The 25911-nt window shown below is 43.1% G+C and carries 22 protein-coding genes; 3 read left to right on the forward strand and 19 right to left on the reverse strand.

Going from position 1 to position 25911, the window contains the following annotated elements; all coding sequences use genetic code 11:
• Window positions 1-118: 118 nt before the first annotated feature.
• The 3 genes from J1C91_RS06395 to J1C91_RS06405 all read right to left on the reverse strand — a co-directional run bounded on the left by J1C91_RS06395 (window position 119) and on the right by J1C91_RS06405 (window position 6134).
• Window positions 119-976 carry a GNAT family N-acetyltransferase gene (locus tag J1C91_RS06395; RefSeq protein WP_185759648.1) on the reverse strand — a complete coding sequence of 286 codons (858 nt, stop codon included), beginning with the start codon at window positions 974-976 and terminating at the stop codon, window positions 119-121.
• A 112-nt stretch (window positions 977-1088) separates the two neighbouring features.
• Window positions 1089-3050: a peptide ABC transporter substrate-binding protein gene (locus J1C91_RS06400; RefSeq protein WP_125438771.1), complete on the reverse strand. Its 1962-nt coding sequence runs from the start codon at window positions 3048-3050 to the stop codon at window positions 1089-1091.
• A gap of 285 nt (window positions 3051-3335) precedes the next feature.
• A complete protein-coding gene (locus tag J1C91_RS06405; protein ID WP_185761320.1) occupies window positions 3336-6134 on the reverse strand; it encodes a glycoside hydrolase family 3 N-terminal domain-containing protein in 2799 nt (932 codons plus the stop codon).
• A 236-nt stretch (window positions 6135-6370) separates the two neighbouring features.
• On the opposite strand from J1C91_RS06405, the gene J1C91_RS06410 reads away from it, so the two are divergent.
• Window positions 6371-7111, forward strand: coding sequence for a hypothetical protein (locus tag J1C91_RS06410; protein WP_002909852.1), 741 nt, complete (start codon window positions 6371-6373; stop codon window positions 7109-7111).
• Window positions 7112-7208: 97 nt separating this feature from the next.
• Here the strand turns inward: J1C91_RS06410 and J1C91_RS06415 are convergent, their stop codons facing one another.
• The 11 genes from J1C91_RS06415 to J1C91_RS06465 all read right to left on the reverse strand — a co-directional run bounded on the left by J1C91_RS06415 (window position 7209) and on the right by J1C91_RS06465 (window position 17211).
• Complete coding sequence (locus tag J1C91_RS06415; protein ID WP_002909854.1) at window positions 7209-8561, reverse strand: vWA domain-containing protein; 1353 nt, start codon at window positions 8559-8561, stop codon at window positions 7209-7211.
• Window positions 8562-8811: 250 nt separating this feature from the next.
• On the reverse strand, window positions 8812-9105 hold the full coding sequence (gene rpmA / locus J1C91_RS06420) for a 50S ribosomal protein L27 (RefSeq protein WP_002895619.1): 294 nt from the start codon (window positions 9103-9105) through the stop codon (window positions 8812-8814).
• A 17-nt stretch (window positions 9106-9122) separates the two neighbouring features.
• On the reverse strand, window positions 9123-9467 hold the full coding sequence (locus J1C91_RS06425; RefSeq protein WP_002900460.1) for a ribosomal-processing cysteine protease Prp: 345 nt from the start codon (window positions 9465-9467) through the stop codon (window positions 9123-9125).
• A gap of 15 nt (window positions 9468-9482) precedes the next feature.
• Window positions 9483-9797 (reverse strand): 50S ribosomal protein L21, encoded by a 315-nt coding sequence (gene rplU / locus J1C91_RS06430; protein WP_002904398.1) that lies wholly within the window; start codon window positions 9795-9797, stop codon window positions 9483-9485.
• Window positions 9798-10112: 315 nt separating this feature from the next.
• Window positions 10113-10703 carry a hypothetical protein gene (locus J1C91_RS06435; RefSeq protein ID WP_223310264.1) on the reverse strand — a complete coding sequence of 197 codons (591 nt, stop codon included), beginning with the start codon at window positions 10701-10703 and terminating at the stop codon, window positions 10113-10115.
• 103 nt (window positions 10704-10806) lie between these two features.
• Window positions 10807-11328 carry a methyltransferase family protein gene (locus J1C91_RS06440; protein WP_002909857.1) on the reverse strand — a complete coding sequence of 174 codons (522 nt, stop codon included), beginning with the start codon at window positions 11326-11328 and terminating at the stop codon, window positions 10807-10809.
• A gap of 21 nt (window positions 11329-11349) precedes the next feature.
• On the reverse strand, window positions 11350-12564 hold the full coding sequence (gene thiI / locus J1C91_RS06445) for a tRNA uracil 4-sulfurtransferase ThiI (protein ID WP_002909859.1): 1215 nt from the start codon (window positions 12562-12564) through the stop codon (window positions 11350-11352).
• Between the two features lie 3 nt (window positions 12565-12567).
• Window positions 12568-13710: a cysteine desulfurase family protein gene (locus J1C91_RS06450; protein WP_125438775.1), complete on the reverse strand. Its 1143-nt coding sequence runs from the start codon at window positions 13708-13710 to the stop codon at window positions 12568-12570.
• 100 nt (window positions 13711-13810) lie between these two features.
• Window positions 13811-15721, reverse strand: a complete 1911-nt coding sequence (locus tag J1C91_RS06455; RefSeq protein WP_048773281.1) for a fructose-bisphosphatase class III — start codon at window positions 15719-15721, stop codon at window positions 13811-13813.
• 36 nt (window positions 15722-15757) lie between these two features.
• Window positions 15758-16576 (reverse strand): pyruvate, water dikinase regulatory protein, encoded by an 819-nt coding sequence (locus J1C91_RS06460; protein ID WP_075202686.1) that lies wholly within the window; start codon window positions 16574-16576, stop codon window positions 15758-15760.
• 5 nt (window positions 16577-16581) lie between these two features.
• On the reverse strand, window positions 16582-17211 hold the full coding sequence (locus tag J1C91_RS06465) for a CBS domain-containing protein (RefSeq protein ID WP_048773277.1): 630 nt from the start codon (window positions 17209-17211) through the stop codon (window positions 16582-16584).
• 245 nt (window positions 17212-17456) lie between these two features.
• Here J1C91_RS06465 and ppdK point away from each other — a divergent pair, with 245 nt between their 5' ends.
• A complete protein-coding gene (gene ppdK / locus J1C91_RS06470; RefSeq protein WP_125438777.1) occupies window positions 17457-20078 on the forward strand; it encodes a pyruvate, phosphate dikinase in 2622 nt (873 codons plus the stop codon).
• A 184-nt stretch (window positions 20079-20262) separates the two neighbouring features.
• A complete protein-coding gene (locus J1C91_RS06475) occupies window positions 20263-20679 on the forward strand; it encodes a DUF6556 family protein (RefSeq protein WP_002921437.1) in 417 nt (138 codons plus the stop codon).
• A gap of 69 nt (window positions 20680-20748) precedes the next feature.
• On the opposite strand, the gene J1C91_RS06480 is transcribed toward J1C91_RS06475, so the two are convergent.
• The 5 genes from J1C91_RS06480 to murB all read right to left on the reverse strand — a co-directional run bounded on the left by J1C91_RS06480 (window position 20749) and on the right by murB (window position 25616).
• Window positions 20749-21819 carry an ABC transporter substrate-binding protein gene (locus J1C91_RS06480; RefSeq protein WP_002909866.1) on the reverse strand — a complete coding sequence of 357 codons (1071 nt, stop codon included), beginning with the start codon at window positions 21817-21819 and terminating at the stop codon, window positions 20749-20751.
• Entirely contained in the window at window positions 21816-22589 is a 774-nt protein-coding gene (locus J1C91_RS06485; RefSeq protein WP_002909868.1) for an ABC transporter permease, read from the reverse strand. Before J1C91_RS06485 ends, J1C91_RS06480 begins: the two co-directional genes overlap by 4 nt.
• Entirely contained in the window at window positions 22586-23392 is an 807-nt protein-coding gene (locus J1C91_RS06490; RefSeq protein ID WP_002909869.1) for an ABC transporter permease, read from the reverse strand. The genes J1C91_RS06485 and J1C91_RS06490 overlap by 4 nt, the downstream gene beginning before the upstream one ends.
• Entirely contained in the window at window positions 23373-24530 is a 1158-nt protein-coding gene (locus tag J1C91_RS06495) for an ABC transporter ATP-binding protein (protein WP_002904388.1), read from the reverse strand. Before J1C91_RS06495 ends, J1C91_RS06490 begins: the two co-directional genes overlap by 20 nt.
• 180 nt (window positions 24531-24710) lie before the next feature.
• Window positions 24711-25616, reverse strand: a complete 906-nt coding sequence (gene murB, locus J1C91_RS06500; protein WP_125438779.1) for a UDP-N-acetylmuramate dehydrogenase — start codon at window positions 25614-25616, stop codon at window positions 24711-24713.
• Between the last annotated feature and the right edge of the window lie 295 nt (window positions 25617-25911).

Below are 25911 nucleotides of genomic sequence, written 5' to 3' on the forward strand. Positions count from 1 at the left end.
ACATTTTCCTTCTTTACATATCGTCTCATTATACCATAAACCAAGGCAGAACAAAAGAAACCAGCTGTAAGAAGCCGGTTTCTCCTTTTAAGTTAATGAGCAATCTGAGACAAATTTGCTATTTTTCTTTTAGATAGACAACCTCAGTCATCTCTTTGAAGCCTAGCTTTTTATAAAGTTTCAAAGCTCGGGTATTCTGCTTTTCTACGACAATCTGAAACTCCTGTCCATTGCGCTCGTTCAAATCCTGCATACTTGCAAGCAAGAGATAGCTTCCTAGCCCCTGCCCCTGAAAGTCTTGATCAACCGCCAAGCCAAAGAAATAATTGGTACCAAAATCCGTATCAACCGACACAGAAGCCACAACCCGACCATCTTTCTTCAAGATGTAAAGCAAACTGGAGCCACTGCTAACGGCTTCTCTGGCGTATTTCAAAGCAACATCTAGTGGTGTCTCAAAGACTTGTGACTGAAAGGCTGCAATCTCTTCAGCCAAGTCCAAACTCCCCTGCATGACCTCTATCCCTTCTCTTTCTTCCAGAGGAAAAGTTTGAGCAGGCTGTGCCAGCCAGATTTCTGCTTCATCCGCTTGGTAATCAAATCTCCGAACAAAATCGGGATGACCGTTCAAAAATACCAGCTCTGCTACATACTCAATCTCGGTCAAATCATACTTATCAGCTACTTTGGCAAAAGCAGCTAGAAGCTGATTAGCCATACCCTGACGGCGATACGTCGGCAGAACATAGAGAGAAACCTCTGCTTGACCAGGTTCGTCCGCATAGACTGATAAAAATCCGATGGTTCGGCCATCCATCTCAGCTAAGAAAAAGGCTGGCATTTCAGGAACTGCATTATAATTATTATCCAGATAGGGCAGCCGATAGCCTCCATCTACCTTATTACACTCTTGAACTAATTCAAATAATTCCTGCTTTTCTTTCTCGGGCAATGCACTATAAATTCTTATTTGCATCCGTCTCACTTCTTTCCAGTATTTCTTTCTATTTTACTACAAAAACCTTAGTCAAGCCATTCAAAAAGGGACTGGAAAAATCCAGCCCCAATGTCGCTAAGTTAATCATTTTTTATTTTTCAACGTGGTCAGCAAGTTCTTCCTGGGCTTTTTTATTTGCCGCAGTAGCTTCTTCTTTCCATTTTTTCTTAGCCGCTTCGTATTCTTTAGTCGTTACTACATCCTTCTGAAGCTGGGTCAGCTTGAAGTTGTAAGCTGAACCTTTGACACCAACTGGTGAGTAGGCCTTTGTAAATGGCACTGATTTAGTAACAGACGGTGTTGCTCCTTGTGAAACAGTCGGGATAATCAAGCCGCTATCTAGCAACCAAGCTTCCGCTTCTGCATACTTTTCGTAACGCAGCTGCACATCGTTGGTTTCAGCATTGGCTTCTTCCAGCATCTTAGTATATGTATCCAAGCCCAGCTCTTTAATCTTATCATTATCCTGACCTGGCTCAAAACCAAAGTTTTGCAAGCTTCCGCCGTTCTTGATATTGAGAGTATCAAGGTAGGTAGATGGGTCTTGGTAGTCACCAGTCCAGCCACCAGTAGACATATCATAGTCTTTCTGAGCAGCAGAGTTAGCAAAATAGGTGATATTATTAAGATCGTCTGTGCTCATCTTTTGCAGGTCAATGACGACATTTTCTGCTCCAAGAGCCGATTCGATAGACTGCTTGGTTGAGCTAGCCCATTGAACGCCAATGGTGCTAGACTGATCCACAGGCATATCTAAGTGAATTGGGAATTCAACTCCCTTAGCCTGCAAGGCTTGCTTCGCTTCTGCAAATTTCGCCTTAGCTTTTTCAGGATTGTAGTAAGGATCTTGAGCGTCAGAGAGGTCAATTCCTTGCCATTGGCTGCCATAGTTGACTAATTTTTCCCCAACAACGGTTCCAAAGTCCTTGTCGCCAATTTGGACAAAGCTAGGTGGTACCAATGTATTTCTCAAGACCTTAGTCGCTCCGTCTTCACCATTTCCTTGCGCACCATAAGATGTACGGTCAAAGGCAAAATTGATAGCCTGACGGAAGTCCTTGTTCATGATTGCTTCGTTGGTCGCAGATTTTTGAGCATCTGTTGTTTTAGAAGTATGATTGTAAGACTGACGGTTGTAGTTGAAATTATAGTAATAAGAAGTAGAATCCTGCGGGCTATATACAATATTGTCCGCATATTTCTTCTTGACTGAAGCAAAGCCTGAGCTATTCGGATAGAGACGAGCAGTACTGTAGACGCCATCGCTGAAGTTACGAATCAGCGCTTCCTGATCATTTCCATCATAGTAGGTCAGCTTGATGCTATCCAGAGTGACATTGTCTTTATCATAATAGTTTTGGTTTTTGACAAATTCCATCACAGACTTGGAAGTCAGCGACTTGAGCAAGTAAGGACCATTGTAGAGGATGCTAGATGGCTTGACTGAGCCAAAATTGCTTCCTTCTGCTTTCAGAAACTCTTCATTGACTGGGAAAAGAATCGTGCTGGTCGTTTTAGAGTTCCAATATGGCTCAGGTCGAACCAGAGTGTATTGCAGGGTATGGTCATCAATAGCTTTGACACCAACATTGTCAAAATTCTTATCTTCACCCTTGATATAAGCATCCAAGCCCTTCACAGAGTCCTGAACTAGATAAATAGCTTCAGAATTTTCATCCGCTGCATATTTCAAGCCAGTCACAAAGTCCTGGGCTTTTACTTCTGCATATTCTTCACCATCGGATGTGTACCATTTAGCATCATCACGCAGCTTATAAGTATAGGTCAGACCGTCCTTAGAAACTGTCCATGACTTCGCGATAGAGGGAACCAGATTCCCGTACTTGTCATTTTCAAAAAGTCCATCAACCAGGTTGGAAATGACATCACCTGTCGTTGCACGATTAGTAGCAAGATAGTTTAAGCTGTCAGGGTCTGAACTATAAACGTAATTATAATTATTTGTGCTAGATGAAGACTGGCTACAAGCCGTCAGCAATAGCCCGGCACTCAGTGCAACTCCAGTCGCAATCAGCCATTTAGATGCTTTCATGGATAGAACCTCCTTTGATGTTACATTTTATAACATGAACTATTATACCAAAAAACGTATAAAAAGTAAATAGTAAACCGATTACAGTTGGGTAAAATATTTATGGATGCATCCTTTTGACAAGCTCACAAAGCTATCTGCTGCCGCATTCCCACAAATTTCCAAGCAAAAAAAGAAGAATCCGCTTTCACTGCAAACTCGCTTTAGATTCTTCCTTTTTGTTATGTTATCAAGAATAAGTAAAACTGTGAGCTCTTCAACACTGCTCGCTCGTTCTTTTATTGCCTATAGTCTGCGAGAAGACAAGTCATATAGATAGACAGCTCCAAACAAGAACAAGGCACCCAGCAAGGTTAAGAACAAACTGCTGCTATCTCCTGTTTTAGGAAGCTGGCTAGCCTGTGTAGCCTGCTGACTTAGTTGCTGACGAGAACTTACAGGTTCAACAGAACGCAAACTCAGCTGCGGAGGATTTTGTTGACCTGGAACCATGCTCTGCCTAGCTGCAGTAATCTGAACGAGCTCCTTGTAATAACCTTCTCCCATGCTGATTTCTCTATCTTGACTGTCAATCAAGGTTAGGGAAAGCACCGGGCTGAACTGACCTTCCACTAAGCCTTTCAATCCTATCTCAACTGGATTGGTATCATTGGCTTTTTTAGAAATCAGAACAGTATCGCCAGAGATGGTATAGTCAGGACTTGGCAGGATGTTGAAATGCTGACTATCAATCTTAAGGGCAAGACGGTAGTCATTTTTCTCTAGACCGTTTAATTCACTCAGGGTAACCGTAGCTGTAAAAGGCTGATCTAGCTGAGCAGATGCAGGGATATTGACTTTGATATCCTTAACCGGATCTGTATAAAAGAGACCATGCCCGATAGGATAGGCTACCTCTGTCTCGGACATGATACCATCCTTGATACTCGGCACATTTACTGGTAACTTCCCAACATGATTTTGACCATTGAAAATGACTTCCACACCAGCTGGGATATTAGGGCCGAAGGCGTTGTCCGGCTTCAAAGACTCAGTTGGATCCATACCCTTGTTTCCATAAACTGCTACAATAGCCTTGGCATTAGGATAATTCGCTACATCATAAGGTTTAGAAATGCTCATGATAGCTGCTTGTTTTCCAGTTTCATTTGCATAGCCCACAACTTCTGTCGGAACTCTTGTCAGCCAGAAATCGCTGGCTAGTTGAGATTGTCGACCAATTTCAGAAATCAAGACTAGGTGAGTTGCTTGGTCAATCTTCCCTTTCAAATCTTCTAACTTGGTTGTTTTGCTGTAGTTTAGCGCTTCATATGTGACACCTGCTGGAATCACTCCGTCCGCTATCAGACGCTTGACACCCAGCTCTAGTCCAGGCACTTCATCGTCATAAGCCGCTAACAGCAAAATCCTGTCGCCAGATTTGACCTTAAAGGGCAGAACAGTATCATCGTTTTTAACTACGGTCACTGCGCTAGCAGCGATCTTTCGTTCAGTATCTCTGTTTAACTCTGAACCAACAGTTGCTTCAGCCTTAGCTTGGGTACGCTCAGATGGGTCAAAGTCTAAAATACCCCGTTTTTCTTTTAGGTTCAAGATGCGGGTCACAGACTCATCCAATCTGCTGACTGGAATATCACCTCTCTGAACCGCCTGTTCAATATCGTTGATAATCTTATCAATTTTGGCCAAATCACTCTTGCTGCGTAAGACAGTTGGCATCAGCACCACATCTACACCTGATTTGATTGCCATGATAGCCGCTTCGGATTCTCCAAAGTTTTTGGCAATCGCATCCATGCCCATAGCATCAGATACCACCACTCCCTTGTAGCCAAATTTCTTACGAACAATACCGGTAATAATGTCATCAGATAAGGTAGCAGGGATATAGATGGTTTCCCCAGTTTGTTTAGATATAACCGTGTCTTTTTCGATCTGAGGATATTGGATATGGGCAGTCATCAGCATATCAGCGTTTTTGTCAATGGCAGCCTTGAAAGGCAGCAGCTCCAGCGCTTCTAGCTCCGCATAGGACTTATCCACCAGAGGCAGGCCAGTGTGAGAATCCACCGCCGTATCGCCATGCCCAGGGAAATGCTTAGCCGCTACTGCGACATTGTATTTCTGAATCCCCTCCATCATAGCCGTTCCCAAACGGGCAACCACCTTAGGATCTGAAGAGAAGGAACGCAAACCAATAACGGGATTCTGCGGATTGTTATTTGTGTCAAAAACTGGGGCAAAGTTGACATTCAAACCTAGAGCCGACAGCTCCCGTCCGATAATTTGACCTGCTTGATTGGCTAACTCTGGATCTCGCGTCGCGCCAACTGCCATATTGCCTGGAAGAGCAGTCCCGCTGCCCAAACGATAGACAATACCACCTTCTTGGTCAATAGCGAGCAAGAGCGGCAACTTGCCATTATTAGCTTGGTTACTGATAGCTGCTTGCTGCAGGGCCTGCGTCAAGGCCAAGGTTTGAGCAGTTCCTTTCACATTCTCAGCAAAAAGAATAACTCCGCCAAAGTCGTATTTATCAACCGCTTCTGCCACTTCTTTATTAAGCTCCGTCATATCGAACTGGGCGGCTTGACCCTCTTGCTGCCATTTTCTGAAGTCTGGCATCAGCATCTGGGTAATCTTCTGACGAAGCGTCATATCCGCCACAAGCTGCTGCACTCTCTTAGAAGCTGGCGGCGCATCAGTCACCGCCTGACCTTGAGGTTGATTGGCACCTGAGGAAACTTCTGCTGCCTGCGCAGTCGCTGGTTTGGCAGAGTCTTCTAGCAAATTACCAGTATTGCCTTCTTGGGTTGAAGCAGTAGTTTCAGTAGCTGCAACTTCCGAAGCATCGGAGACTGGCAAGGCTTTTGCAGCAATCTGACTATCCTGACTTGGCGTGTCCCTAGCCCCTGCACCGCTATCAGAAGAGTCCGTTACAACTGCAGCACTTGCTTGTTCAGACTGGTTAGCAGATTCCGGCGGCTGATTAGCCGTATCTGCCTTTATGCCTCCCAATGGCCAAAAAACCAGTAATGACAAGGCAAGCGCCAATAGTAATTTATACCTTTTCATCATAGGCATTCTCCTTTCATCCCTATAATAATAGCATAAAAAACGATGTTTGTAAACGTTTACTTATTATCTAATGATTGTTCGTTTTTATCACCAATTAGTAATATAATCTCTATAAAAATGAAATAGTATTACAATATTATAGAAATGTTACAGAGGTATAATTTTATAGAAACAACATAACCTAACTGTTAAAAACAAGATTCTTTTATCTTGTGCTAACAGTTGCATAGAAAGGATTTGCTATGAGACAAGAAAAGAACACCAAAACAATGTTCAACCGACGCTACTGGCTGGGGCTTTCCCTCGCTTCTGCTGCAACTTTGGCCGCTGCTTTGATTTCCACCGGAACAGTTCGAGCAGAGAACAAGTCAATCCCTGACTGGGCTTCTAGACGTGAAGTTGGTATTTACGATCCTAGTGTACCAGACATTGAGGACGACCCTACTATCTTTGATGATCCAGGACCTATCAAGGTTCCGGAAGCACCTAAGAATGATTATCCTAGCGTTATTGATGAAGAAACTGGTGAAAGGATTAGAAATAGAATCGTTCTTTACAAGGGTAAATACTATGCACTTGATCCTAATAGATCTATATACGAAGTTCGGGATGATCCAGGAGAACAAATTCCGACGAATCTAAAAAACTCCTTCTATACTAGCCCAACAGGTAAAGTCTATTATTTTGACGAAAAAGGACGAAGGGTCATCAATCTTTACAGTGTAGACGGCAAGCAATACTTCTTTGATTCTTACGGAGAAATGGTCAAAAACAGATTTGTTAGTTACTCTGAATATACTTATTACTTTGGAGAAGATGGGACACCTTATAAAAACGGACTTTATAAGATTGGCAAGTACTATTATTACTTTACCGAGTATGGCGATCTTTTGAGGCAAGGTTCTTTCGACTACAAAGGAAAGACCTATTATACTAATTGGCATGGCGTTGTCAATATAAAAGACGAAGAAGTTACACCATAACGAAAAATACCAGAAATGAGGACGTATGTCTTCGTTTCTGGTATTTATTTGATTCAAAATCACTCAAATAGAAAATTCATTTTTTATAAGCAGATGGTTATTGTTCTTTTGATTTTCTTACACTAATATCTAGCCCCAAGCCAGCCAGAAGCAAACCAAGCCCCACAACACTATAGACTGCCTTTTCGCTACTTCCTGTTTTAGGAAGAGTCTGTTCAGATTTGGCCAAAAGTGTTGGTGCCTGAACATGGTAGACGGTAGATATAGGCATTGTAGTACGACGCTCAAGATAGAATTGATAACTATCTTTTATGATTTTATAGTAACGAGCTTCATTGACACTTTCAACAATCCATGAAGTGGTTCCTTTTGTTAGAGCATCAGCTAGGTTATTTTCGATATCAAGCACTCTGCCTTCTGTTGCAAAATTTTTGTAAATTCCCTCAATCGCTTTTACCGTTGCTACGGTTCTTTCTATACCAGCAGCTTTCAAAGCCGCAAGTGTATCAGCAACCGTTGGAATTGAAGGGTCTTCTTTCATTTCAGCATCTGTTAATAAAACGACGAATTTCTTATTTTTAGATGACTTAGACCAATCATAGGTCGAAATAATCTGGTTCAGGGCAGGAGTTGGTGTTTCTGGAGTATCTCCTCCACTCGCTATACGAATCGCAGCTAACGCTTTTTCGAGCTCAGCCGGATCAGTTGTAAAATAAGATGACCCAAACCGTGTTAGAACCGTATCTTCATCTTTGCTGCCAGAATTACGGCCGTAGACTTCATCGCTAAATGTTGCCAGACCAAAACGTGCTGTAATCCCCTCTTTAGTAATATTTCGCACAAATTCATTAATATTTGCACGAACAATATCAATTGTGCCACCCATGGATCCTGAACGGTCGACAACAAAGACAATATCAGCTGAACCTGCTTTTGTCACAGTTGGTGGCGTTGAGGTGTAGGTGATGGTTGTAGTCTTATCTACTCGCTCATACTGCGTATAGGGATTCCCATTTTCATCTGTGCCAGATAAAGTATTTTCAGTACGTCTAGTTATTGGCTCTGGCGCCTTATCAACCTTTGCCGGAGCCACTTCTGTCTTTGTAACATCAACGGTTGCCGTTTCTACATGGACTGTTTGATTGCCTTCTTGACTTTCTTTGACATCAACAGGCGATACATTTTTTGAGACATCGATCAAATCTCCTGGTTTCGCTGTAGATTCTTCAACAACAGGTTTCGTCGTATCAGCAGCAATTTCAGCACCAGCAGCTTCAATCGGAGAGCTTACTGCTTCAGTTTTTGCTATTCCACTTGAAGGTGGTGTGCTAATCTGATCTGCAAAAACATGCGAAGCTTGTGAAAAGGCAAATAGAAGAGTTGCTGATACTAATCCAACTTTCAATTTGTACAATGAAAAGCCTGGAAGTTTAAATGATTCTTTTTCCATAATTTCTCCTTATCTTTTTAGATTTAGAAACATGATTGCATCTATTTTATATAGAATAACATAAAAAAATAGGAACTGCAAGCGATTTCATATATTTATTAGTCTAAAAATTAAAATTTTAGAATATTATCAGAGTTTGTATGCTAAAATTGATGAGCATCATCATGAATCATTAAACAAATGCTTTATCATGCTGTCTCTAATAAGAAATCCCCATGCTCAATATCCGAGCATGGGGATTTCTTATTAATTATTTAGCGATTGGGTAAACAGAAACTTGTTTCTTATCGCGTCCTTTGCGTTCAAAGCGTACTACGCCTTCAACCTTTGCAAACAAAGTATCGTCTCCACCGCGTCCAACGTTGACACCTGCATGGATGTGAGTGCCGCGTTGACGGTAAAGAATAGAACCACCAGTTACGGTTTGACCGTCAGCTGCTTTAGCTCCCAGACGTTTCGCTTGTGAATCACGTCCGTTAGATGTGGAACCTCCACCTTTTTTGTGGGCGAATAATTGCAAGTTAGCAAGATTCATTTTTAACATAATGTTTTTCCTCCGTGTTAGTTTTCTGTGATAACTCTGGTTTGGACGAACTCAGATGAGTCCTCCGATAAGTTTGCCATTCCTAGGAAAAATGATTCAAAGAAAAGCTGAGTCATTTCTCTTTGGTGTGACGGTATATCCTGAGGAATTTCAACCTTCAGATAACCGCCTTCTATTTCGTTTAATTCTAAGTTTGGTTCGTAGCCTGCGAATTTCTCAACTGAATTGACAAAATTAATGGCGAGCGTCGAAACGGACGCACACACGACATCAAAGCCGTATTCACCACTCGCGGCGTGACCTGTGATTTCTGCACGCCTCAGTTCGCCATCTTCGGCTCTTTCAAAGACTGCTTGTATCATTTAATCTCCTTAAAATTAAGCGTTGATAGCGTTGATGACAACTTTTGTATATGGTTGACGGTGACCTTGTTTACGATGGCTGCCTTTTTTAGGTTTGTACTTGTAAGTAACAACCTTCTTTTGCTTGCCTTGTTTTTCAACAGTTCCGACAACAGAAGCTCCAGCAACAAGCGGAGTTCCTACAACAGTGTTTTCACCACCAACAAGAACAACTTCGTCAAAAGTAACGTCTTGACCAGCTTCAGCGTTCAACTTTTCAACGTAGATTGCTTGACCAACTTCAACTTTAACTTGTTTTCCGCCAGTTTTAATGATTGCGTATGTGCTCATTATGCACCTCCTATGATTTTTAGGGTTTCCCCGAATTTTGTGAAGACTCGCCTAGCATCGTGGGACGAACCACTTAAGAGAAGAGCTCTAAGTATAACAAAGAATAAACTAGGAATTGAGCCGAAGGCATAACTTGTGTTAGGCAAGGCGACAATGACGAAGTTTAAATTTGTTATACGACGAGCAACGATGATCGTGCGGTTGCACAGGAATGTGCATAGTCAACTCTATAAGTATAGCACTTCTGCAGCTCTTTAGCAAGCTTTTTCATCTCATGAAAACGGATTTTCAAGGATTATCTTTAAATTTTATCTACTAATGAACAAAGACTATTTCACCCTTACTATTTACATGAACGGAAATATTTGTTGGCGTTTCAAGATTTTCTTTTAAAAATTCTGCCTCATACTGTGTGGCATCGGAAATGTTCACTTTACGAGTCCCTTCTTTTGTTTCAACTACGAAGATAAGATTACTAAATATCTTTCTTCCATACCTACCAGTCGTAGTATGTATATCTATATCAATTAAGCGAACAATATCAGCGTGCACGTTTTGTTCTTTGAAATATTCATAAACATGTAGAGCTTCTATAGGTCTATGAACTTCATGAAAAACAAGAACAAGAATCGTAATTGGTAAACCAAAACCAAGAACTAATACAGATTTAACCGGGTTCTTTTGATATTCTTTGCTAATAAGAGCTTTCCAAGAACCTGCTTTTAATTTAGCAATATTTAAACCATAAAAAACAAGAAAAGTAATCAATACGGCTAACAAAGAATGCGAGAAGACACCTAACAAATATGATTCCCCTGGCACGTCTCTTAACAAAGCATTGTCATAGCCGTCTTTCCAAGAAAATGATTGAAGCAAGCCTCTCGAAAAATAATCCCAATATCCCATCTCAAACTCCATCTAGTATTAATTTTGTTACAAATCAGATAAATAGTATTTCTATTGTTATCCGCTAACTGCTTTATTAAATAATTATTAGTTCAGAAAATTTCTAAATATAACGCCGTACCCTATCTTGATAGGCTTGATAAGCCTTTCCGAATTTTTTAAGACACCAGCGCTCCTCAGAGTGGATAATCCAGTGGGCCGCAGTCTGAAAAATGACTAAAATTAGAAAGAAAATCATTGACTTAGTCAAAAAAGCTATTCCCAAAAAACAAACAAAGTAAGCTACATACATGGGATTACGGGAATAGCGATAAAGACCCTTTGTATTCATGCCGTTTGCATCTGGTCTAGCGAAATCTCTCATACTGATAGCACACAAAGCCAAACCAAGCAGGTAGATAGTCATACCAACATAAAAGAAAACAGACCAATCAAACTTAATTTCAAGCAAAAAAGGAGTTATGAACACGGCTAGATTGCTCAATTGATAAATTATATAAGCTATCTTTTCCTTTCCTTGGACTGGTGCAAAATAAGCTGCGCGTGACAAAGCATTTTTGCCAAAATGACTTAATAAAGGAAAACGAATCAGCAGAAAAGGAATTAAGAGAAAAACAGCAAGCATAAACGTCACCTTCTCTAGCTTTTACAAGAGCTCCTCAATCAGCTCATCAACTTCGTCGGTCTCAGCTTCTGGTGTGATTTCTGTAATCATAATGCCTGCAACAGCGCGCTCAACCAAGCCTTCAACATCTAGGTAAGTTTCGTACTTCTCAGCATTCTTGATTTTTGGATTGGTTTTAGGTCGATCTGGTGCAAAAATAGTACAACAATCTTCAAATGGCTGGATAGAGATTTGGAAAGTATCAATTTTCTCTGCAATATCAATAATTTCTAGCTTGTCCATCGTCACAACAGGACGGATAACCGGTGTATTGGTCACTGCGTTGATAGCCTGCATACTCTCGATCGTTTGACTTGCCACCTGACCTAGACTTTCTCCGTTGATAATGACTTGACCGCCTCGATCCTCTCGAATCCGGTCTGTAATGCGCATCATAAAGCGACGTGTCAGTGTCATGAGGTAGGCTTCTGGAGCCTTGGCCTTGATTTCCTCTTGAATTTCTGTAAAAGGCACTTCGATAAACTGGATATTGCCGCCAAACTTGGTCAGTTTTCGAGTCAAATCCTGAGCTTTTTTCAACGCACCTGGACTGGTGTAAGGCGGACTGGCAAAGTGAACCGCCTCTATATCTACACCTCGCTTGAGAGCCAGATAGCCAGCCACCGGTGAGTCAATCCCACCTGACAACATAAGCATTCCTTTTCCTGAAGTCCCGACTGGCAGGCCTCCAGCACCACGAATCGTCTCGTAAGAGATATAGGCCGCTTCTTCACGGATCTCGACACGAAGCTCAATATCAGGCGCTTTCATCTTGACCTGAACGTTTGGAATAGCCTCAAAAACAGCATCACCAAGTGTCTGGTTAAGCTCGCGGCTATCCAATTCAAAGCTGTGGTCACTGCGCTTGCTGGAAATCTTAAAGGTCATGCCCTCTTGATAGACTTCCTTCATGATGGTTTGGACAGCTTCGATTAGGGCTGGTACAGATTTTTCGATTTTATAAGATGGCGAGAAATTCTGAATCCCGAAGATCTGCTTGAGTGACTCAGCGACTGGCTGATAGTCTGTACCGTGCAGATAAACATGGGTCCGGTCACGGTCAGCCTTGACATGGACCTGCGGATAGACTGACAAGACAGCCTGAATATTGCGTTTAAGTTTGTTGATAAAGCGCATGCGGTTCTTCCCTTTGGTTGAGAGCTCGCCGTAGCGCACCATAATTTCTGAATATTGCATTGTTTACCTTACTTTTCTGGTTTTTTCGTAAATAATTTTAAAAGTCGTCAAAAACTGCTCCATCTGGCTCATATCGTTGTCAAGATCCAAACTGATGCGAACAGCAGTTTGAGCGAGAGACTTTTCGACGCCCATAGCGATTAGCGTTCCCGCCGGCTTTCCAGCCTTGGAAGAGCAAGCACTGGTAGTCGAGATATAGATCTCGTAGTCTTCAAATGCATGGACGACGACTTCACCCCGCACTCCCTTGATACCAAAGGTCAGTATATGAGGCGCAAAGTCTTCCAGCCCTGAGAAAATCATCACATCTGGATACTTCTGCAGTTCTTCAAGAAGAATCTTCTTCATCTGAGTCGTCCGCTGGGCAAATGATTCTTGCTTTTCCATGGACAAACGCAGTGCCTTGGCCGTCGCTGCAATGCCAGCTAAATTCTCCGTCGTTGAGCGCTTGTCTGACTCCTGACCACCGCCAGTCAAGAGGGGGCTGATTTTCTTGCCAGACTTGATATAGACAAATCCTACGCCCCGGACACCGTGAAATTTATGACTGGAAAATGTCGCAAAATCCACGCGATCCGTCAGATAAGAAGCTGTCGGAATCTTCGTAACAGCCTGTACAGCGTCCACATGAAAGGAAATAGTTGGTTTATCTGCTAGAAGTTCGGATATTTTCTGAATGGGCTGAATACTGCCGATTTCATTATTGACAGCCATGATAGAGATTAGAGTGGTATCTGGTCGAATCAACTCCGCTAGCTTGTCTACCTCAACAAAACCAGACTTATCGACTGGTGCAAAATCGACTTCAAATCCCTGACTCTGCAACCAGAGGGCTGATTCTTTAACCGCGGGATGCTCAATATTAGATACGATGATGTGTTTGCCAAAAGGAACCTTTTCAAAAGCAACTCCCTTTAGCACCCAGTTGTCCCCTTCTGTCCCTCCGGACGTAAAAAAAATCTCCGAAGAAGACTTGCCTAAAAGCTCTGCTATTTGCCTGCGTGAAGCTTCTAAGAGCCGGGTTGCCTGACTGCCTAAACTGTGCAGACTGGATGGATTTCCCCAGATTTTAGAAGCTACTTCTGTGTAAGCAGCCAAAGCCTCAGGATAAGGCTTGGTTGTCGCTGAATTATCTAAATAAATCATGTTCTTTCCTCTAAATTTCAATACTCCTATTGTAACACGAAAGAGAAACTGGAACAAGAAAGAAAAAGCCCTAAATTCTGTTAAAACTTAGGGCTAAACATCACCGGTCATAAAACTCATGCAATAAGCCAAAGAGTTCCTGTTGTTGAGCTAACAAGCTCTGACCGATGGTAGTAGATTTGATGAGGGTTCGTTCCTCTACATTTTCAATCACCTTTTTCAGGGAGGTTTGAGCAAAGGGCGATTCTACAACTTTCTGAGCGTTTTGGAAAGGCTGATGCGTCACTAGCTGGAAGCCATAGGAATTATTGAGCAGTGAATAGCCAGCCGTTCCAGTCTTCTTCTGATAGACCTTGCAGAGGCCACCATCAATGACAAAAAGCAGACCGCCGCCACGGATAGGTGACTCTCCCTTGCCCGTCTTAACCGGAGTATGGCCGTTGACCATCCTAGACTCTTGAGAAAAGAGGCCAAATTCTTCCAAAATCAGCTGACAGACTTTCTCAGAATTTCGATAAGAAAAATAAGAATTTTCCACTTCCTTGTGGGTGCCCTTATCTTCAATGAAATAGCGCTCCAAGGTAGTCATCTTTTCTTTGCCAAACAGGGGCGATAGCTTACCTTTCCAGCAATACCAAATCAAATCAGTCGACAAATCATCGCCCACTTCCTTGTCCTTGGCCGCCTGCCGAATATGATACTCAAAGAAATCCAGCAATTCCTTGCCTGCATAATGGGCTTGATTGAGAATGAAAGGCTGGAATTCTCCTGACGGCTCCAGAGGAATGCAGCCGTGAAAAAGCAAGTGCTGGTTGTAAATCTTATACATAGAGCCTTTGTTCATCAGAAGACTCATATGCTCTGCCATCTTAAGAGAACTTTGGAATGAGGCCAGCATACTGTCTACAGCTTGATTTTCTTCAGGTGTCAAAACTGACGGATTTTCCGGATTAACCGTTTGGAAGCAGGTATTAACCAGGGGATGCTTGGTATCGTCAATCGTAACACTTTCTTCCCAATAATCAATCTTGTCTAGCATCACATGGTCCTGCATCTGGAACTCAGGCCGTCGTCTGATGAGTTGATTTTCCAGCTTGAACTGGATAATCGCTAAGGCTTGGTGAACCTTTTCCAGCTGCAGAATTTCCTCATCTGAAAACTCCTGCTCTCTGCCTCCAAGAATGGGTCTAAACTTAGGATTAGACTGGTAAGTCTTGTCCGCAAAAAGAGTCAAGGAGCGCAGGTTTAAACCATAATCTTTCTCGATATCCCAGAGATAGCCATAGCGAGCTGCAATGCGCAGCACATTGAGCAAGCATGCCTTAGAGCCAAAAAATGCTCCCATCCAGATAATGTCGTGATTGCCCCACTGAATATCGAGCGAGTGAAAACGCTGCAGTTCATCCATGACCTGAGCACTGCCGGCTCCTCTGTCAAAAATATCTCCAACCACATGAAGATGGTCAATCAGCAACTGCCGAATACTTCGGGCCAAGCCTAGAATAAAAGGCACAGCTTCCCGCAATTCAATCACATAAGTCAGGATATTCTCAAAATAGGACTTTTTATCAGCCAAAGCCCTGTCACTATAGAGCAACTCCTCGATAATATAGGCATACTGGGGCGGCAAAGCCTTTCTGACCTTGGAACGACTGTATTTTGCACCTGCAAAAGCCAGCAAATTCAATAGCTGAGGAATGGTTTCCTGATACCAGTCTTGGCCTTTAGTTTCTTCCCCCAGCACTAGCTCAGGATAGGAAACCAGCGCTGACAGCCGATCCTTATGAGCTTCTGACAAGCTATCCCCAAAACAATCATTAATCTTCTCATTGAGGATACCTGCACAACTTCTCAGAATATAGTCAAAAGCAGCAAACTCCCCGTGAATGTCACTGATATACAGCTCCGTTCCTTTGGGCAGATTCAAAATTGCCTCTAGGTTGGTCAGCTCTGTAATGACCTTCTGGCGACTATCAAATTCTTTCAGTAAAATACGCTTATATTGCTCCATCTTCAGCCCTCACTCTATAACCGCTCTCTCAATCTTCTATCTCAATTTCTTCAAATGATCTTCAATCAAGAAAGCAGTCTCCTCAATTGATTTATCCGTGATATTGATGACATGAGCCCGATACTTTTTAAAGACTTCTTTTGAGTAGTCTAGCTCTTCGTATATCTTTTCCAGATCTGTGTAGCTGGTCGACTGGGTCAATCCCAGAGAATTCAAGCGATTACTGCGTATCTTAGACAGTTTTTCTGGCTCACATAAGAGGCCGATAATCCGCTCCGGATCAACCTTCTCCAAGACCTGAGGCAGAGGGACTTCTGGAATCAAAGGCAGGTTAGAAACCTTGTAGCCTTTATTAGCCAGATAAATACTGAGTGGCGTTTTGGATGTACGGGAGACGCCCAAGAGCACCAAATCCGAATCCAAAAATCCTTGCGGCGCCTTGCCATCATCGTATTTGACTGCAAACTCAATAGCGGAAATTTTATTAAAATACTCAGTGTCCAGCCGGTGCAGAGTACCCGGCACCTCTATAGGACTGGTGCCCGTCTTTTCTCTGATAATCTCAAAAAATGGGTGCATCAAATCCAAATAAGCAAGGCCATTGGCCTGACTGAACTCCCTAGCAGCTGCTGCCAAGCTGCCATCAACCAGTGTACTGATGACAAGGGCATCATCCTTGATGGCATCACGCAGAATTTCCAGCAATTCTTCTTCCTTGTTGATAAATGGAAAACGATAGCTGTTATTAAAAATAATATCTGGGTATTGGGCTGTCACCGCAGACAACAGCTTCTGCGAAGTCCCCCCCAAAGAATCTGAAATGCTGTAAACAATAATTTCTTTCTTCATGTTCATTCCTCTTATCTATTAACCTCAGCGCTTCTGGCCTCTTGAATAATATAATCCAGCAGGGCTGACTTGGTCACAGTTCCTAAAATTTTACGCTCATTATCCTTATCCACTACCGGCAGTGAATCAATCTCAAAATCCTGCAAAACTGCTGCCGCTTCCAAAACGTTCATATCCTTGTAGCAAGTTTTGATATGGGGCATTCGGGTCATGCAGACTGCTACGGGAGTGCTGTCAATGTTGGTATTGAGCGAAGCCCGCAGCAAATCCTTACGCGACAAAATCCCTAAGAGCAGCTTATGCTCATCAATGACATAGAGAACATCCGCATCATACATAAATAAGGTAATAATGGCATCTTGAATAAAAGAATCATGAGATACCAAAACAGGCGAAGTCATAATCTCTGCCACTTCCTTTCGAAAGGTATCGAAAAAGAAAAGCGTCTCTAAATCCGAGCCCGAGTACGTGTAACCAACTTTAGGCGTAGCCTTCAAAATCCCAACCAAGGTCAGAAAAGACAGGTCCGAGCGCAGGGTCGCCCGAGAAATATCGAGTAATTCAGAGATTTTCTCACCGCTGAGTGGCTGGTGTTCTTTTACAATTTCTACAATTTTCTTTTGCCGTTCACTTAATTTCAAATAGGTCTGACTCCTTCGTTCTTTATAATAGATGATTAGCCGAATTTCGCTTAAAATTTAGGAATTATTGCTCATATTTCATTTTTAAACATTTAAATAATCATCATTTTGTAACACATTATAACAAAAAAAGAAAAATTGTCAATAAAATAGGATGCTTTTTTCTGTTGACAAATATATGTGATGTATATTACAATGTAATTGTCCTACAATATGACACATATTTCATAATTTTGGAGGTAAATATGGCGAAATGGATTTACTCCTTCGAGGAAGGATGTGCAGATGACAAGGCCCTGCTTGGCGGAAAAGGAGCCAACCTAGCTGAAATGACCAATTTGGAACTGCCTGTCCCTCCAGGTTTTACTATTACTACAGAAAGCTGTATTGAATATTTAGAAAGTCCTTATTTCTTTGAATCTTCTTTAAAAGAAGATGTTTTGAAAGCGGTTACTGAATTAGAAGAAAAAACAGGTAAATATTTCAGTGGCAACGACTCAGCCTTGCTCTTAGTGTCTGTTCGAAGCGGAGCCAAGTTTTCCATGCCGGGCATGATGGACACTATTCTCAATCTAGGTCTAAACGATTTAAGAACCCAGACTCTGGCTGAGCAGACCAACGCTGACTTTGCCTACAACTGCTATCGACGTCTGCTGCAAATGTTTGCTGATGTAGTTTATGGCATTTCCAAAGATGAGTTCGATGACCTCTTGGGCTATTTTGAAAAGAATGCTGGGAAACAGGCCAAGGATTTCACACTGGAAGAACATCAAGCATTAATTGAGCAATATAAGCAGCTTTATCGTGAGCATCATCAGGCCTTCCCGCAAAGCTCTAAAGAACAGCTTTATGCTGCTATCAAGGCGGTCTTCAAGTCTTGGAATAATCCCCGAGCTCAGGTCTACCGCAACTTGAATAATATTCCTCATGATTTGGGAACAGCGGTAAATGTCCAAGCCATGGTCTTTGGCAATAGCGACCAAGCCAGTGGTACAGGAGTCGTTTTCACGAGAAACCCTGCCAGCGGTGAGCATCAGTTATTTGGCGAATTTTTGCTCAATGCACAAGGAGAGGATGTCGTAGCTGGCATTCGAACACCTGAGCCTATCGCTGCACTTGAGACAGCTCTCCCTCAGGCCTATGCAGCCTTCCAAGACTATGCTAAGATTCTCGAAAACCACTATAAGGACATGCAAGATATCGAATTTACCATCGAAAAGGGTAAACTCTATATTCTCCAAACTAGAAACGGTAAACGGACTGCCAAGGCATCTTTGAAAATCGCCTTAGATCTGGTAGACGAGGGCATTATCAGCAAAAAAGAAGCTCTCCAGCGTGTATCTCCTGCTACGATTAGCCAGCTCATCCATCCTGTATTTGAAGAAAAAGCTCTGCAAGATGCTCCTTTCTTGGCTCAAGGACTGCCAGCCAGCCCTGGTGCTGCAACTGGCGAGATTGTCTTTACAGCTGAGCGCGCCAAAGACTACCACTCCTTGGGCAAAAAGGTCATTTTAGTACGGCAGGAAACTTCACCTGAAGACATTGAGGGCATGGTCGTCAGCCAAGCCATCGTAACCAGTCAGGGCGGCATGACTTCTCACGCAGCTGTCGTAGCTCGAGGAATGGGAACCTGCTGTGTGGCTGGATGTGGAGAGTTGAACATCAGCGAGGATAGCAAGACCGTTTCCTGCGGAAGTCTTGTCTTGACTGAAGGTGATGTCATTTCAGTTGACGGCAGCTCTGGGCGCATTTATAGCGGTGAGATTCCGACAGTTCTAGTCGAAAATGATCAAGAACTCCACCGCTTGCTTTCATGGGCAGATGAGTTCGCACAACTCAAAGTCCGTGCCAACGCAGAGACCGTTCAGGATCTGAAAACAGCTATTAAGTTTGGGGCAAAGGGCATTGGTCTGGCTCGTACCGAACACATGTTCTTTGGTCAAGAGAGGATTCTGGAAATGCGGCGCCTGATTCTAGCCGACAACGAATTGGAAACCAGATCCGCCCTCAAAAAACTACTGGAGTTCCAAGAAGAAGACTTCTATCAAATGTTCCAAGCAGTTCTGGACAAACCAATGATTATCCGTCTTTTGGATCCACCGATGCATGAATTTCTACCTAAAGATTCACAGGAAATCAAGGCTTTGGCTGACAAGCTGCACAAGTCACCAGAGAAACTGACTCGCCGCATTGAACAGCTACAAGAAAGCAATCCAATGCTAGGCCACCGCGGCTGCCGTCTGGGAATTACGCAACCAGAGATTTACAAGATGCAGGTCGAAGCCGTATTCAAGAGTGCTATCAAGCTGAGTCAAGAAGGATTGACCGTCAAGCCAGAAATCATGATTCCGCTGATTGCGGACAAGGCCGAGCTGGACTCTGTCAAAGCCTTTCTCACCCAACATATCAACAAACTCTTTAGGCATCAAGGTCTGGAGCCTTTCCCTTATGAAATTGGCACCATGATTGAACTTCCGCGCGCCTGTCTGGTTGCAGACCAGCTGGCTCAGGAAGCAGACTTCTTCAGCTTTGGTACTAACGATCTGACCCAGATGACCTACGGTTTCTCACGGGACGATATTGGAAAATTCATTGGCCACTACAAAGAGAAAGAAATCCTTCCTTTTGATCCTTTCCAAACTGTCGATCAAGACGGCGTTGGTGAATTGATGCGGATAGCTATCCGCAAAGGGCGTCAAGTCAAGCCTGAACTTCCTATCGGCATTTGTGGCGAGGTTGGTGGCGATCCAGCTTCCATCCCCTTCTTCCAGGAAATTGGTGTCACCTACGTTTCCTGCTCTCCTTATCGGGTTCCAGCAGCAAGACTGGCTGTCGCTCAAGCCGCACTCCAAGATGAGAAAGCTTAATTACTTTGCTATTCTAGCTCAAGAAGCTGCTCAACCTAAATTTGGGCAGCTTCTTTTCTTGACAGCAATCTTCTGTGTGCGTTTTCATAAATAAAAATTTGATTTTTTAAAGACATTTTCAGATAAAAAACGTATAATGAGAGATGAGAAATCATTGAAATTTTAAAAGGAGATTCTTGCAAGCATGGAAAACTATTCTCGTAGTAATAAAAATAAGACAAAATCATCTAAAAAACCTACTAAACAGCATATTAAAACCGGCCTTTCAGCTTTCCAGAAGACTATTGCAACGGTTGCCAGTATCTTATCTATCATCATTGCCAGCATCACGATTATGAATCTGACTGGCCAAAAGGATGAAAAATCAAAAACTGATACCAGCAGCTCTACTGCAACGACTACCATTATCAAGGAAATCGAAAAAGAAACAAGCAGCCCTGCTTCAACAACTGCAACTGATACAACTGCTTCTAGCAGCGATACAGCAGCGGTTGAGACTAGTGTATCTAGCTCTGCGGCAGATACAGCAGCAGGCGACACTACCGCTTCTAGCCAGAGCCAAGACACGGCAACCAACACTCAGACAGAAGCTTCAAACTAAGCAAGTAGAAAACGCCTAGCTCATTGAGCCAGGCGTTTTTTGTATTCATCAAGTAACCTTATTTGACTATCATTTCCGATACATCTTGACTTGAAGATAAAGGTCGTTGTAAGTCCCCAGCCATTTAGGGCCCAACTGCTCATAAACTTCCAGATGTTTCATCGTTTCCTCAGTCGGATAAAAAGCCTCATCTTCCTGAATTTCCTTAGGCAACATGGCCTTGGCAGGAAGATTTGGTGTCGAATAACCAACATAAAGGGCATTTTTATAAGCATTTTCCGGTCTCAGCATAAAGTTAATAAACTGATAGGCTGCTTTTTTGTTTTTGACGGTTTTGGGAATGACAATATTGTCAAACCAAAGATTGCTGGCTTCTGTTGGCACGACATAGCGTAGGTCTTCGTTGGCTTCCAGCATCTGCCGAGCCTCACCAGAAAAGGTCACGCCGATAGCGGCATTGTTCTGAATCATATAACCTTTCATCTCATCAGCCACAATGGCCTTGATATTTGGCGTCAGAGTGTAGAGCTTATCAACAGCCTCCTGCAACTGATCTGCATCTTTGGAGTTGAGACTATGACCATCCGAGTTCAGACCAAGTCCCATAACTTCACGAGCTCCATCAATCATCATGATGGAGTTTTTGTATTCAGGTCGCCAGAGATCGTTCCAATGCTCCGGAGCTTTATCAACCATTTTTTCATTGTAGACAATGCCCAGCGTTCCCCAAAAATAAGGAATCGAATACTGATTTCCAGGATCGAAAGGCTGGTCTAAAAAGTCAGATCCGATATTTTCCAAACCTTTAATCTGGCTATGATCTAGCTTTTCCACCAAGCCTTCCTTCATCATCTTGGCAATCATATATTCACTGGGAATAGCAATGTCGTAGGTTGTGCCGCCCTGCTTCACTTTTGTATACATGGCTTCATTGGAGTCAAAGGTATCGTACTGGATTTGGACACCAGTTTCCTTAGTAAACTCAGTCAGAAGTTCAGGATCGATATAGTCACCCCAGTTGTAAATGACCAGCTTATCGCTCTCCTTGCTCTGCGTCCGACTTTCAATCTGGTAACTGACACCCCACAAAACAAAGATAATCAGCAGAATCCCCGCTAAAAATGAATAGAGCTTTCTCATACAGTCTCCTCCTTCTCATGGGTGATAAAGTAATACCCAATTACCAAAGCAATGCTGAAGAGAAAGACCAAGGCTGACAGGGCATTGATTTCCAGAGAAATTCCCTGACGAGCGCGGGAGTATATCTCAACAGACAGAGTCGAGAAGCCATTGCCTGTAACGAAGAAGGTCACTGCAAAGTCATCTAGCGAGTAGGTAAAGGCCATGAAGTAGCCAGCGATGATGGCTGGAGTCAGATAAGGCAGCATGATTTCTTTCAGCATTTGCAATTGACTGGCGCCTAGGTCATAGGCAGCCTTAATCATATCATCATTCATTTCCTTCAGACGCGGAAGAATCATCAGCACCACAATCGGAATGGAAAAGGCCACATGGCTAGCCAGCACAGACAGGAAGCCCAGCTGGAATTTTGCAGTGGTAAAGAGAATCAGAAAACTGGCCCCAATCATGACATCCGGTGCTACCATGAGGATATTGTTGATAGACAGAAAGGCATCCTGATATTTCTTGCGGGCTTGATAGATATAGATGGCTCCAAAAGTTCCAATGAGCGTCGCAATCAACGAAGACAGAAAAGCTAGAAAGAAAGTCTGAACCAAAATCAAAATCAGACGTGAATCCTCAAAGAGATTCTGAAAATGGCTGAGACTGAATCCTGTGAAACGATTCATGTCTTCCCCAGCATTAAAAGCATAAGCAATCAGGTAAAAGATGGGGATGTAGAGCACCAAAAAGACAAAGGCCAGATAGAGATTTGCAATTTTTTTCATCGCCCTCTCCTTTCCTTAGTTGCCCACATGGTAAAGAGCATGGCAACAATCAGTACCACTCCGATAGTAGAGCCCATGCCCCAATTTTGAGTAGTCAGGAAGTGCTGCTCAATGGCAGTTCCCAGAGTAATCACTCGATTACCGCCGATTAAGCGGGTCAGCATGAAGAGACTGAGACTAGGGATAAAGACTGACTGCACTCCACTTCTGACACCATTCAAGGACAAAGGGAAAACAACCCGACGGAAAGTCTCCCAGCGATTGGCTCCCAAGTCGTAGCTGGCATTGATAAGATTAGGATCCAAATCATCTAGAACGTTGAAAATGGGCAGAATCATAAAGGGCAGCTCGATGTAGCTGGCTACAAAGATAAATGAAAAGTCCGTAAAGAGAATCTGCTGCGGTCCTACTCCGATAAAAGTCAGAAATTGATTAATTGAGCCATTCTGACCAAAAATTCCGATAAAAGCATAAGCTTTAAGCAGGAGATTGACCCAGGTCGGAAGGACAATCAGCATCAGCCAGAGCTGCTTGTGCTTGAGCTGAGTCAAAAAGAAGGCAGTCGGATAGGAAATCAGCAGGGTTACAACAGTAATAATCCCTGCATAAAGGACCGAATTCAAACTCATCTTGAGATAGGTCCAGTTCTGCGATGTAAAGTAGGTCTGGTAATTTTCCAGCGTAAACTGCCCTTCAATGTTAAAGAAGGATTTCCAGATAATCATGACAACAGGTGCTAGGACAAAAAGGAAAATCCAGAGCAGGTAGGGCAAGAGAAAAAGATTAGAGGTTGTTTTCTTCATCGCGTTCCTCCTCAATAGCATTGATCAGACCCGCTTCCTGCTCTTCTACTTCTACATATTCTTCGATACGGGCATCGAATTCTTCTTCAGTTTCATTGAGACGCATGATATGGATATCTTCAGGCTCGAAATGCAGACCAATTTCTTCTCCGACAATGGCCTTGCGAGTTGAGTGAATCATCCATTCATTGCCCAGTTCATCATAAGCGATAATCTCATAGTGAACGCCACGGAAAAGCTGGGTATCAACTTTAACCTGCAGCTTGCCTTCTTCTGGCAGAGTAATCCGTAAGTCCTCCGGCCGAATCACCACTTCAACAGATTCATTTGGGCGCATCCCACCATCCACTGCTTCAAAGCGCTTGCCGTTAAACTCAACCAGATAGTCCTCAATCATCTTACCTGGCAGAATATTGGACTCGCCAATGAAGGTTGCAACAAAGTGGTTGATGGGCTCGTCATAAATATCAACAGGCGTCCCCGACTGAACAATCTCGCCGTCATTCATAACGAAAATCCAGTCGCTCATAGCCAGAGCTTCCTCTTGGTCATGCGTGACAAAGACAAAGGTAATACCCAGACGCTGCTGCAATTCCCGCAGCTCATACTGCATGTCCGTGCGCAACTTCAAATCCAGAGCAGACAGCGGCTCATCCAGCAAAACGACCCGCGGCTGATTAATGATTGCCCGCGCGATAGCTACACGCTGGCGCTGACCGCCCGACAGTTTGCGAATAGAACGGCGCTCAAAGCCTTCCAGCTGAACCATTTTCAGTACTTCAGCAACCCGCTCTTGAATTTCTTTTTTATCAACCTTGCGCAGACGCAGCGGAAAGGCTACATTTTCAAAAACATTCATATGCGGAAACAGTGCATAGGACTGAAAAACCGTGTGGACGTCTCGTTTATTAGTTGGAATATCATTGATGCGAACACCATCAAGAAAAATATCCCCGTCTGTCGCGTCCAAAAGACCGGCAATAATGTTCAGAATCGTTGATTTTCCTGAACCAGAAGACCCCAGCAAAGTATAGAACTTTCCTTCTTCCAGCTCGAAATTAATATCTTTCAGAACGACAGTATTATTATCTTCAAAAACTTTTGAAACGTTTTTAAACTCGATGATTGGTTTTTTCAATTGTCATAAATTCCTTCTTTCTCGTATTAACAGATTAAGGGTTCTGTCAGACCGCTGCTACCTCGTGAGGGCTGTAAAGGCCCTTTATAAATTCCGTGTCGATAGGCTTTCACCCCCTTACTAAGTTGCAGCCAGCTGCAGTTCCTTATCCAGCATACTTCTACTGGAAACCAATCTGTCTTACAGAGATTCACCAATGATGCGGACTTCGCGCTCCAGAGTAATACCTGAATTTTCCCGCACCCTTTCAATCACATGAGCAATAAGATTTTCATAATCTTGGGCCGTTCCTTTATCGACGTTAATCATAAAGCCGGCATGTTTCTCAGATACCTCTACACCACCGATACGATGCCCCTTTAGGCCTGCTTCACTAATGAGCAGACCAGCAAAGTGACCCAAAGGACGCTTGAAAACAGAGCCGCAGGACGGATATTCCAAAGGCTGCTTGAGCTCCCGCAGATGGGTTAAGCGCTCCATTTCCTGACGAATAGTTCTGTGAACACCAGGCGAAAGAGCAAACTTAGCAGAAATAACAATGTCGCCTGTTTCCTGAACTAGTGAGTGGCGATAGCCAAACTTCATATCTCGAACGTCCAGCGTTTTGACCTGTCCCTGAGGAGTCAGTACCTTACAAGATACCAACACATGAGCAATCTCGCCGCCATAAGCCCCAGCGTTCATAAAGACAGCTCCGCCAACGCTACCTGGAATACCACAGGCAAACTCAAAGCCAGTCAGACTATTCTGCAGGGCGATATGGGTTGTCTGAATCAGATTAGCTCCAGCCTCTGCCTCAATCATATAGCCATCTACTGCTATATTGTTGAGCTTGTCAAACATAATCACGAAACCTCGGATACCGCCATCTCGCACAATGATGTTACTAGCATTTCCCAGCACCATCCAAGGAATGTCTTCTTGATTGGCAAAATTGACAATGCGAGCTAGCTCATAACGATTACGGGGGAAAACTAAGAAATCGGCTGCGCCCCCGACCTTTGTATAAGTGTATTGGCTCAAAGGCTCATTGAAGCGAATGTCGATTCCCTCTAATTCAGATTTTAATTTCTCTAGTTTTTGCATGATTTTCTCTCTTTTATGTAAACAAAATACACTCTATTATATCAAAAATCTATGGCATTTACGATAGATTACAAAGAAAAAGCTGAGAAAGGTCAGCTTTTTATTGATTATAATTGCCTAGTAGCAAAACGTTGTGTTTGAGTAGAAAGAGCATTCCTGATGGCACCGAAAACTAGCTCAGTCGCCAGAGCCTGTAATTCTAAATGATCCATAAAGTGAATTATCCTCCTTTAAGCTAGACCCATTATAGCACAGTCAGGTATAAAAAGATAGGGATATCAAATCCTTATTTTAC

Source organism: Streptococcus sanguinis, from assembly GCF_050222175.1.
Classification (GTDB): domain Bacteria; phylum Bacillota; class Bacilli; order Lactobacillales; family Streptococcaceae; genus Streptococcus; species Streptococcus sanguinis_M.

Coding starts and splice junctions, on each gene's coding strand:
- J1C91_RS06455 (WP_048773281.1), bottom strand. CDS start 15,721: ATGGAGCAATATAAGCGTATTTTACTGAAAGAATTTGATAGTCGCCAG.
- J1C91_RS06435 (WP_223310264.1), bottom strand. CDS start 10,703: ATGGGATATTGGGATTATTTTTCGAGAGGCTTGCTTCAATCATTTTCT.
- ppdK (WP_125438777.1), top strand. CDS start 17,457: ATGGCGAAATGGATTTACTCCTTCGAGGAAGGATGTGCAGATGACAAG.
- J1C91_RS06425 (WP_002900460.1), bottom strand. CDS start 9,467: ATGATACAAGCAGTCTTTGAAAGAGCCGAAGATGGCGAACTGAGGCGT.
- murB (WP_125438779.1), bottom strand. CDS start 25,616: ATGCAAAAACTAGAGAAATTAAAATCTGAATTAGAGGGAATCGACATT.
- J1C91_RS06450 (WP_125438775.1), bottom strand. CDS start 13,710: ATGATTTATTTAGATAATTCAGCGACAACCAAGCCTTATCCTGAGGCT.
- J1C91_RS06490 (WP_002909869.1), bottom strand. CDS start 23,392: ATGAAGAAAACAACCTCTAATCTTTTTCTCTTGCCCTACCTGCTCTGG.
- J1C91_RS06410 (WP_002909852.1), top strand. CDS start 6,371: ATGAGACAAGAAAAGAACACCAAAACAATGTTCAACCGACGCTACTGG.
- J1C91_RS06415 (WP_002909854.1), bottom strand. CDS start 8,561: ATGGAAAAAGAATCATTTAAACTTCCAGGCTTTTCATTGTACAAATTG.
- J1C91_RS06395 (WP_185759648.1), bottom strand. CDS start 976: ATGCAAATAAGAATTTATAGTGCATTGCCCGAGAAAGAAAAGCAGGAA.
- J1C91_RS06485 (WP_002909868.1), bottom strand. CDS start 22,589: ATGAAAAAAATTGCAAATCTCTATCTGGCCTTTGTCTTTTTGGTGCTC.
- J1C91_RS06480 (WP_002909866.1), bottom strand. CDS start 21,819: ATGAGAAAGCTCTATTCATTTTTAGCGGGGATTCTGCTGATTATCTTT.
- J1C91_RS06440 (WP_002909857.1), bottom strand. CDS start 11,328: ATGCTTGCTGTTTTTCTCTTAATTCCTTTTCTGCTGATTCGTTTTCCT.
- thiI (WP_002909859.1), bottom strand. CDS start 12,564: ATGCAATATTCAGAAATTATGGTGCGCTACGGCGAGCTCTCAACCAAA.
- J1C91_RS06400 (WP_125438771.1), bottom strand. CDS start 3,050: ATGAAAGCATCTAAATGGCTGATTGCGACTGGAGTTGCACTGAGTGCC.
- J1C91_RS06475 (WP_002921437.1), top strand. CDS start 20,263: ATGGAAAACTATTCTCGTAGTAATAAAAATAAGACAAAATCATCTAAA.
- rplU (WP_002904398.1), bottom strand. CDS start 9,797: ATGAGCACATACGCAATCATTAAAACTGGCGGAAAACAAGTTAAAGTT.
- J1C91_RS06460 (WP_075202686.1), bottom strand. CDS start 16,576: ATGAACATGAAGAAAGAAATTATTGTTTACAGCATTTCAGATTCTTTG.
- J1C91_RS06405 (WP_185761320.1), bottom strand. CDS start 6,134: ATGCCTATGATGAAAAGGTATAAATTACTATTGGCGCTTGCCTTGTCA.
- rpmA (WP_002895619.1), bottom strand. CDS start 9,105: ATGTTAAAAATGAATCTTGCTAACTTGCAATTATTCGCCCACAAAAAA.